The sequence below is a fragment of the Empedobacter sp. UBA7252 genome, from assembly GCF_002472765.1.
In the GTDB taxonomy this organism is placed as follows: domain Bacteria; phylum Bacteroidota; class Bacteroidia; order Flavobacteriales; family Weeksellaceae; genus Empedobacter; species Empedobacter falsenii_B.
On the sequence record NZ_DKSQ01000061.1, the window covers coordinates 1 to 6,790 of the forward strand.

Consider the following 6,790-nt stretch of genomic DNA (forward strand, 5'->3'; position numbering starts at 1 on the left):
TTACTTTTAGCTTTCCTATTTGCTCATTCTCTCTAAATTTTGCTTTTCCTATTACTTGCTTCCATGCTTGCTTTTCCTTATTAAATCCGCTATTGAAAACCTTGAGATTCCCTTTTTTATCAAGACTATAATAAGCAGAAACATTGTCCAAGTTTTTCTCGAAGCGAAAATCTAAACGAGCGATTTCATACCAAGTACCTAAATATCGATCAACTTCAAAATTTCGAACAGCTTCTGCCTTTTTAGGAATAGAGGAACATGAATTGGAAAATATTAACAATCCTATACATGCTATTTTCAATAGTATTTTATTTTTTACTTTCATGAGATTTTGATTTAAATTGTTTAAAAAAATAAAGTACTAAAAGAAATTGCGTATATCCATACACAGCATCTTCTATTGGAATAGTTCCCATTCTGATTCCCAAAAAATCATCAGGATTGTAATTTACAATTGGCGACTCTAATCCTGTACCTGTTAGAATACCATTTACAGGAAAAAAACCAAGCATAAGAATAGTGAAAACAAACGAAGCTTTTCCTATCCAATCTACACGACGAACAAAATGTAAGTAGAATAAAACAACAAATGTTATAACAGCTGTTAATAGGGTATAAATTCTATCATAATATAGTAAAGCGACGATTGAACAAACAATCAAACTAAAAAAAACAATAAGGTTATTAAAACTCGAAAGCCAATCTAATTTAAAAAATTTATCAAAACAGAAATAGGTAAATACACATGAAAACGGAATACAAATAAAAAATAACCACTCTTCTATGGGTAAGCCTCCTATTACAAAACCAAGTGTATAATCAGTATTAAACCACCATACACCCAAAGATGTAAACCAAATATCCCATGCTATAAATGGAATAGCTACTACACATGCAGCTTTTATAAATGAACCAAAATGACGGTTAAAAAGAATACGAGAGTCAAAGGATGATATGAAACAAATGATTATTGTAAAAAATAAAATCAAAATATACGTATATGACATCATTTTTGTGCAGAATTAAAATACATTTTAAAATATTTGAAAGGAACATAAAGAAATCCAAAACATTCTCCATTTTCTTTACTAAGGTGTTTATGATGTTGTTTATGAGCCCTTCGTAGCGCTAGAAAATAAGGATTTTTTACTCGACTAAAACATTTCAGTCGTTGATGAATAAAAACATCATGCACAAAAAAATACGCCATGCCATAAAGCATAATTCCTACCCCAACAAAAAATAAGTAATTATAACTATTGAGCGAACCAAAATACATCAAAGCAATAGTCGGAATCGCAAATATCACAAAAAAATAATCGTTTTTTTCAACTGATCCTTTATGGCTATGGTCATGATGATCTTTGTGGAGAAACCATAAAAATCCATGCATCACATATTTATGAATAAACCATGTAACAGGCTCCATAAGCACAAATACTAGCAACACCAAAAATAAATTCATACACCTACTTATTAAATAATTTCTTTAATACGTGCTGACGATAATCAAAAATATTATTCAACTTTTTTTTCACCAAAAGAAAATGAACAATATTTCCAAAAATTCCAAAAGGAAGCTCATATTCTACTGTATCTTTCATGAAAACTCCATTTTCATTGGGAATAAATTCATGAAAATGTTTCCAATATTTATATGGACCTTTTTGTTGAAAATCTGTAAAACTTTTCTGATGCTCTACTTGAATAATCTTTGTCTGCCATTTTAGAGGAATACCTAATAGTGGTGAAACGGTATAATCGATGAGCATACCTTCAAAAATTGGCTGATCCTGATCTTCTGACAAAACTGTAAAAGCCATATCTTTAGGTGTAATTTCCGAAAGATTCATTGGAGAAGAAAAAAATTGCCAAGCTGTATCAATATCACAATACAACTGTTGTTCTCTATACAAACGGTACTTCATCACTTATTCGTTTAAAATTTTTTCAATATTTCTACGCAAATTTATAGACGTTATTTTACGCCTGTTTTCTGATAAAATTTGCGTATCTTCTTCAACCTTTGAATAGTAGTTCAAAAATGAGGGTGCGTTTTTTTGTACTGATAATCTAATAAACCTCAATTCTAAATTTTCAGGTTCTATACGTATAGCCTCCTCTATATTCTTTTTACCTTTATTAAAAGTTTTAAGCTTATTTAATGGATTAGACACATGCTTGGAATTAATTGTTTGAGCACCACCTAAATAACCCAAATAAATAGCAGATTTATTTTTTATATCGTCCAATTCAACTATTACATTTGCACATAATTCTTTGTCATTAGATAACTTAGCATAATTAGCCCTTAGCTCTTCTAGAACTACCTCAGTGTGATTTATAAAACCTAAAAATCCCACCATGAGAAACCCTAACATTTTAATCATAACCAAGCAGCTTTATATCTTATGTAACTTTTAAACGCAACAAAAACTTTTTCAGAATTAGCTATTCTAATTCTTCCATTTAAAATTTCTTTGGATGATTTTTTTTTGATCTTCTTAAACAAAGAAAGATAGTATTTATATGCTAGATAAACACCAAAAATTGAAGAAGCTGGAAGTTTTTTAATCCCAATCAACGCTTCATCAAATTCTTCTTCTATTTCTTTTTCAATTGCGTATTTTATCTTATTATCAAAACCACTTATATCCACATTCGGAAAATAAGTTCTTCCCAAAATATGATAGTCCTCTTTCAAATCTCGAAGAAAATTAATTTTCTGAAAAGCAGAGCCCAATTTCATCGCATAAGGTTTTAATTCTGCATACTTATCTTTATTACCATCTGTAAAAACCTGTAAACACATGAGTCCTACTACCTCAGCAGAACCTAAAATATAGGTTTTGTATAAGTCCGAGTCATATTCTATTTGTTGCAAGTCCATTTCCATACTACTCAAAAACTGATCGATAAGCTCTTTATCAATCTTATAATTATTTACAGTCTCTTGAAATGATTGTAAGATGGGGTTAAGCGATATCCTCTCATTTAATGCATGTAAAGTTTCTTTTCTCAATCTTTTTAAAAGCTTCTCTTTGTTATATCCATGAAAACTATCTACGATTTCATCTGCCAACCTTACATAACCATAAATCGCATAAATAGCCGATCGAATAGAAGGTTTTAAGGCAAGAATACCCAAAGAAAAACTTGTGCTATATTTTTGAGTTGTCATCTTACTCACCGAATAAGAAAGCTCATCAAATAATTGTTTCATACGGATTTAATTTTTTATTTTGTTGATCTCATTGGCCACTATTTTACCAGATATAATAGAGGGAGGAACACCTGGTCCAGGAACAGTTAACTGACCAGTATAAAATAAATTCTTTAGCTTTTTATTTCTTATTTTAGGTTTTAGTACTGCTGTTTGATTAAGTGTATTAGCTAACCCATAAGCATTACCACCATAAGCATTATAATCGGACACAAAATCTCTGACACAATAACTTTTTTTAAAGTCAATTTTAGACTGTAAATCTTGAGTACCTGTATGCTTTTCTAATCGCAAGAGCATTTCCGTTAAATACTTCTGACGTACAAATTCACTGTCATTTATTCCTGTAGCAATCGGCATTAGTAAAAACAAATTTTCTTTACCATTAGGTGCTACTGAATGATCTGTTTTTGAGGAACAACAAGCATAGAACAAAGGTTTTTCAGGCCATCTTTTATCTTCGTATATACTATCTATATGCAGATCTAAGTCATGTTCAAAGAATAGTGTATGATGTTTTAAATGCGGAATGGTTTCGTTAAAACCTAGATAAAAAATCAGACAAGATGGTGCAAAAGTCCTTTCTCTCCAATAATCAGCGGTATAATTTCTGTACTCTTCGTTCAAAAGTGTTTCAGTATGATGATAATCAGAAGAAGCAATTACTTCATCAAATTCATGGATTTTACCATTTATAAGAAGCGAACTTACTTTTTGATTTTTTACATTTATTTTTTCAACATTCGAATTAAAATGAAAGTTCGCCCCTTGTTCTTCTGCTACTTTTTTCATTGCTAATACCAGTTGGTAAAAACCTCCTTTAGGATAATAAGTACCTAGTACATAACCGCCATAATTCATCAAACTATACAAGGCTGGAATCTTTTCAGGAGATGCGCCCAAAAATATTACGGGGAACTCCATTAAAGCTCTCAATTTCTTATCTTTAAAATACCGTGCAACATAGGCTCTAAAATTAGATAGTAAATCTAATCTCAATGCACTTTTAGCAATTTTAAGAGAAATAAATTCACTCCAATTGGCACAAGGTTTATGTACAAAATCCTTCATTCCTACTTCATATTTGAATTTGGCAGATTTCATAAATTTTTCTAATTGAAAACCAGCACCTTTCTCTATTTTTTCGAAGGTTGCTTTTAGTGCCTCAAAATTTTCAGGTACATCTATTTTTTCATCAGAAAAAATCATCTCAAATTGAGGATTTAAGGATATCAATTCAAAAAAAGAAGAAGTAGTATAACCAAAATCCTCAAAGAAATCTTGTATAACATCTGGCATCCAATACCAACTAGGTCCCATATCAAATACATAACCTTCTTCTGTTTTTAATTGTCTTGCTCTTCCGCCTGGCTGATTATGTTTTTCAAATATATGTACTTCATGTCCTTCTTTTGCTGTATAAGCAGCAGCTGATAAACCAGAAAATCCAGATCCAATAATGGCTATTCTTTTTTTCATATCTTGTTTTTAACTTCCTTTATATGTAGAATAGCCATAAGGAGATAAAGTCAATGGTACATGAAAATGCTTATCCCCTTTAATATGGAAAACAATCTCGATAAAAGGATAAAATGTTTGCAACTTTTTTCTATCAAAATAAGATTCAATATGAAATACGAGTTTATAAACACCGTCATTATTCTGACCATAAGGTAAAAAATTCCCTATTCTACCATCTTTATCTGTAATTTGTGTACTTACCTTAGTCCACGAATTGTCCACATTCATTTTCTGTAATGTAACTGAAACAGATGTTGCAGGCTCTCCAGTAGAATTATCTAAAATATGACTGGACAATTGATATGTTTTCGTTTGTGAAAAACAGTAAAAAGAACAACAGAAAATTAGAAAGAAAAATACACTCTTTTTCATAGTAGTTATTTTTTTAATTAATATGTTTGTAAGCCTCATCTAATAAATCTTCTGTATCAAAATTCTTTTGATAAATATCTTGATGAAAAGCTTCAAGTTTGTTGAGTAGATTTATTAATTCCATTTTTTCAGCATAAGTTAAATTACCTGCTACAATTTGTGTTGCTAGTCTAATTTTTTCCATTTGTTCTTCTAAAATTTCTAAACCTACGGGACTAATCTTAATAACTTTGCTTCTTTTATCAAGCTCAGAAGAAGCTTGATCAACCCAACCCTTAGCAATTAAACGATTTATAATTTGCATCCCTACAGGTTTTTCATGTACATTTTTCTTAATCAAATCCATCTTAGACATTTCTCCAAATGCCTTTAAATTAATTAAGTAAATAAAATCTTCTTGAGATGAAAAATCCGATCCTATAATAGCAGATTTTGAATAACTTTTCGCATACCTATTCATATGAACAAGTAATGTACTTATAACACTTTCAGGCGATCTCATTTTCTCTTTTCCGATCCAATGAGGAACATCACAAGAACTTTCTAGATGATTATTTAAAATAATCCACTTTTTAAAATCATCAATAGAAGCATTAGCATTACACGTATTTTCTTTTTCAAACTCTTCTATTAAATCAACTACATCTTTGATTAATTGGAAATTCATATATAATATTTAGTTTACAAATATACTATTTTAAAACAAATAAAGAATATTATTATACTATATATTAAAAATAATATCCGAGCTTATTAAAAAACAATGTAATTTTATAAGTATAATTCTAACTTATCAATACTTCGGCAGACTCGTCACAAGCAAGACTTGGCTGTAAACCTCTCTACTAAAAATATTCTCATTTCACTAAAGATTTTAAAAACGCTACGGGCTAAAACCTTTTTAACGTTATTCAAACATTTTCTTAACGTGAGAGTTTTAATGCCGGTTTCTTCATCCTCTTTTCTAATTCAAATTCGTTGTCATTTCGATTCTAAATCGTTGGGTTTTTATAATTCGTTATTTATCGTCTAAGTCTTCGATACAACGTTTTGCAAACGCCACTCTGACTGACGATAATAAGAAGCTGAACTGAATTCAGCTTGACAATTTGGTTTTTTATTTAAAAACAATTTGATTGATGTCATTCTAAGCCTGCCAAAGAATCTCTTCTTTTCATTTTTATTCATGAGTTACTAATTGTTTTTAAATGAATTCATATACCCTTCGGGGAAGTCTTGACACAAAAACGAAACAAAAAAGATGCCGACAGTAGTCTCTCAATGATTCAACTAAATAAATTATTTCCATAAAGTTGATAACTCACTTCGTTCAGACACCTCAACTTTTTTTATTCCAATAATTTAGAATTGAATTGCATTTCGATCCTAAATCGTCGGATTTTTATCATTCTTTTTTAATATTCAAATTCACTTTTAACAACGGGTTTTGTCATTCGTTATTTATCGTCTAAGTCTTCGATACAACGTTTTGCAAACGCCACTCTGACTGACGATAATAAGAAGCTGAAATCAAATCAGCTTGACGATTTGGTTCTTTATTTAAAAACAATTTGATTGATGTCATTCTAAGCCTGCCAATGTCGTACTTCATGACTTCGTAGACTTTAAATATAATTATTTTAGTTTTAATTTTAGTATTTCATAAGGAGTTTT

General features: G+C 30.0%; 9 protein-coding genes. All 9 read right to left on the bottom strand.

Going from position 1 to position 6,790, the window contains the following annotated elements; all coding sequences use genetic code 11:
* The coding region (locus B2X73_RS09130; protein ID WP_291096289.1) for a lipocalin family protein at positions 1–325 on the bottom strand (325 nt) is incomplete at its 3' end.
* Positions 309–1,010 carry a lycopene cyclase domain-containing protein gene (locus B2X73_RS09135; RefSeq protein ID WP_291049442.1) on the bottom strand — a complete coding sequence of 234 codons (702 nt, stop codon included), beginning with the start codon at positions 1,008–1,010 and terminating at the stop codon, positions 309–311. The genes B2X73_RS09135 and B2X73_RS09130, both read right to left, overlap by 17 nt.
* The gene (locus B2X73_RS09140; RefSeq protein ID WP_221855914.1) at positions 1,007–1,465 is read right to left on the bottom strand and encodes a sterol desaturase family protein; all 459 of its coding nucleotides are present in this window, start codon (positions 1,463–1,465) and stop codon (positions 1,007–1,009) included. The genes B2X73_RS09135 and B2X73_RS09140 overlap by 4 nt, the downstream gene beginning before the upstream one ends.
* A 4-nt stretch (positions 1,466–1,469) precedes the next feature.
* Positions 1,470–1,928, bottom strand: a complete 459-nt coding sequence (locus B2X73_RS09145) for an SRPBCC family protein (RefSeq protein ID WP_291096291.1) — start codon at positions 1,926–1,928, stop codon at positions 1,470–1,472.
* Positions 1,929–1,931: 3 nt separating this feature from the next.
* Positions 1,932–2,390, bottom strand: a complete 459-nt coding sequence (locus B2X73_RS09150; protein WP_125350626.1) for a hypothetical protein — start codon at positions 2,388–2,390, stop codon at positions 1,932–1,934.
* A complete protein-coding gene (locus tag B2X73_RS09155; RefSeq protein WP_125350625.1) occupies positions 2,387–3,223 on the bottom strand; it encodes a phytoene/squalene synthase family protein in 837 nt (278 codons plus the stop codon). Before B2X73_RS09155 ends, B2X73_RS09150 begins: the two co-directional genes overlap by 4 nt.
* A gap of 6 nt (positions 3,224–3,229) precedes the next feature.
* The gene (locus tag B2X73_RS09160) at positions 3,230–4,702 is read right to left on the bottom strand and encodes a phytoene desaturase family protein (RefSeq protein WP_291096294.1); all 1,473 of its coding nucleotides are present in this window, start codon (positions 4,700–4,702) and stop codon (positions 3,230–3,232) included.
* Positions 4,703–4,711: 9 nt separating this feature from the next.
* Positions 4,712–5,041 (bottom strand): hydroxyisourate hydrolase, encoded by a 330-nt coding sequence (gene uraH / locus B2X73_RS09165; RefSeq protein ID WP_409410985.1) that lies wholly within the window; start codon positions 5,039–5,041, stop codon positions 4,712–4,714.
* Between the two features lie 88 nt (positions 5,042–5,129).
* A complete protein-coding gene (locus B2X73_RS09170; RefSeq protein WP_291096298.1) occupies positions 5,130–5,783 on the bottom strand; it encodes a MarR family winged helix-turn-helix transcriptional regulator in 654 nt (217 codons plus the stop codon).
* Between the last annotated feature and the right edge of the window lie 1,007 nt (positions 5,784–6,790).

Excerpts from the sequence above, each read along its gene's own strand:
- B2X73_RS09170 (WP_291096298.1), bottom strand. The coding sequence starts at position 5,783 with ATGAATTTCCAATTAATCAAAGATGTAGTTGATTTAATAGAAGAGTTT.
- B2X73_RS09135 (WP_291049442.1), bottom strand. The coding sequence starts at position 1,010 with ATGATGTCATATACGTATATTTTGATTTTATTTTTTACAATAATCATT.
- B2X73_RS09150 (WP_125350626.1), bottom strand. The coding sequence starts at position 2,390 with ATGATTAAAATGTTAGGGTTTCTCATGGTGGGATTTTTAGGTTTTATA.
- B2X73_RS09155 (WP_125350625.1), bottom strand. The coding sequence starts at position 3,223 with ATGAAACAATTATTTGATGAGCTTTCTTATTCGGTGAGTAAGATGACA.
- B2X73_RS09160 (WP_291096294.1), bottom strand. The coding sequence starts at position 4,702 with ATGAAAAAAAGAATAGCCATTATTGGATCTGGATTTTCTGGTTTATCA.
- B2X73_RS09145 (WP_291096291.1), bottom strand. The coding sequence starts at position 1,928 with ATGAAGTACCGTTTGTATAGAGAACAACAGTTGTATTGTGATATTGAT.
- B2X73_RS09140 (WP_221855914.1), bottom strand. The coding sequence starts at position 1,465 with ATGAATTTATTTTTGGTGTTGCTAGTATTTGTGCTTATGGAGCCTGTT.